Below are 1,584 nucleotides of genomic sequence, written 5' to 3'. Positions count from 1 at the left end.
GGGGGTGTCCCTATGTTTTTTGTCAAGCGTTGGGACGGGTTTTCCTTCGAGATGGTGGCGGATCGTTTTTGGGCAGGAGCCAACGGCCGGCGGGGTTTCCCCGGCCGGCTGACGTCTCTGGCCTCTCAGGCTGTCGTGGGGCTCGGCGCGTCGTAGAGCGTGCCGTCGCGGAGCATCGCGAAGAGGACGTCGCAGCGGCGCCGGGCGAGGGCGATCAGGGCCTGGTTGTGCCGTTTACCCTCGGCGCGCTTCCGGTCGTAGTACGCCCGTGAGAGCGGGTCCTTCAACGCCGCGAATGAGGAGAGGAAGAAGGCTCGTTTGAGGCTCTTGTTGCCCTTCTTGGACGGGTGGTCACCGCGGATTGAGGTTCCCGACCGCCAGGTCACGGGGGCGAGTCCGGCGTAGGAGGCGAGGTGTCCGGCGGACTTGAATTCCTTGCCCGCAACCTCGGTGATGATGCGGGCTTCCGTCCTGACCCCGACCGCCGGCATGGAGGTCAGGACGTCGTGAAGAGGGTGGGCCTCCACCAGCGCTTCGACCTGGGTGAGGATCTCCTCCCGGGCGGTGCGCAGCTGTTTGAGCATCGCCGCCAGCTGGGGCAGGACGATGCCTGCCGCGCCAGTGCCGGCGACCACGACGCTCTGCTCATTCAACGCGGTGAAGACGTCCGCCGCCCAGCCTTTCCCGGCCCGCGGCGCATGGCGGGACAGGAGCGTGGCGACCCGGTTCTGGCCAGCCTTGCGCAGCTTCTCCGGCGTCGGGTATTTGATCAGCAGTTCGGCCATGGCCGGGTGGTCCAGGTGCTTGCCAATGACCCGTTCCAGGGCTGGGTGGACTTGGGTCAGGAGCCCGCGGATACGGTTGGAGGTGGCCGTGGCCTGCTTAGCCAGGTCGTCATCAAAACCGCACAGCATCGACAGCTCCGCGGCCTGCTCGTCGGCGACCACGATGGAGCGTAGGGTGTGCGGCAGGGACCGGGCGGCTTCGGCAATTATTGCCGCGTCTCGGGCGTCCGTTTTGGCCTCACCGGGGTGCAGGTCCGCGATGCGCCGCATCGCGAGCCCCGGCAGGTAGCCGACCATGATGCCCTCTGCCTGGGCCACGGCCACCGGTAAGGCGCCGATGGTGGAGGGCTGGTCGACGACCAACAGAACCCGTCCCTTGCCCGCTACGGCCCTGATGATGGAGCGTAATTTGGTCTCGTCCTGGGGCAGTGCCCGGTCGAGGATCTTCTTGCCCTGGCGGTCGATGGCGACCGCATGGTGATTGCTCTTGCCGACGTCAACACCGATGAAGATGTCGACGAGTTCATGGTCTTTGATCAACGCAAACCTCCCAGAATTTGTGTCCGTCAAATCTGTGTTGGCATGTCCTGCGGCGGCAAGGCTCGGCATCCACGTTACGGCTGACCTAGGCGGTGTTTCATTGCGCTGGTCCGGTCCCCATTAGCGATCCCCTGGCGCCTATCGAATCCCGGTGACAACACCCCCCGGATCATTGATGACTGGGGGACTTAATCATGCCGAGACCGACAGGCCAACAACCCCAATTCTTACTCGTTAAGGGGCTACTAAAAAGGTAACG

1 protein-coding gene is annotated in these 1,584 nt (G+C 64.5%); it reads right to left on the bottom strand.

Annotated elements, in window-relative coordinates; genetic code table 11:
* Positions 1–125 precede the first annotated feature (125 nt).
* Positions 126–1,394 (bottom strand): IS110 family RNA-guided transposase, encoded by a 1,269-nt coding sequence (locus tag NG701_RS00010; RefSeq protein ID WP_374208634.1) that lies wholly within the window; start codon positions 1,392–1,394, stop codon positions 126–128.
* Between the last annotated feature and the right edge of the window lie 190 nt (positions 1,395–1,584).

The organism is Pseudarthrobacter cellobiosi, from assembly GCF_023913815.1.
Lineage (GTDB): Bacteria > Actinomycetota > Actinomycetes > Actinomycetales > Micrococcaceae > Arthrobacter > Arthrobacter cellobiosi.
This window is presented reverse-complemented; position numbering and strand designations above follow the sequence as displayed.

Coding starts and splice junctions, on each gene's coding strand:
- NG701_RS00010 (WP_374208634.1), bottom strand. CDS start 1,394: ATGCCGAGCCTTGCCGCCGCAGGACATGCCAACACAGATTTGACGGAC.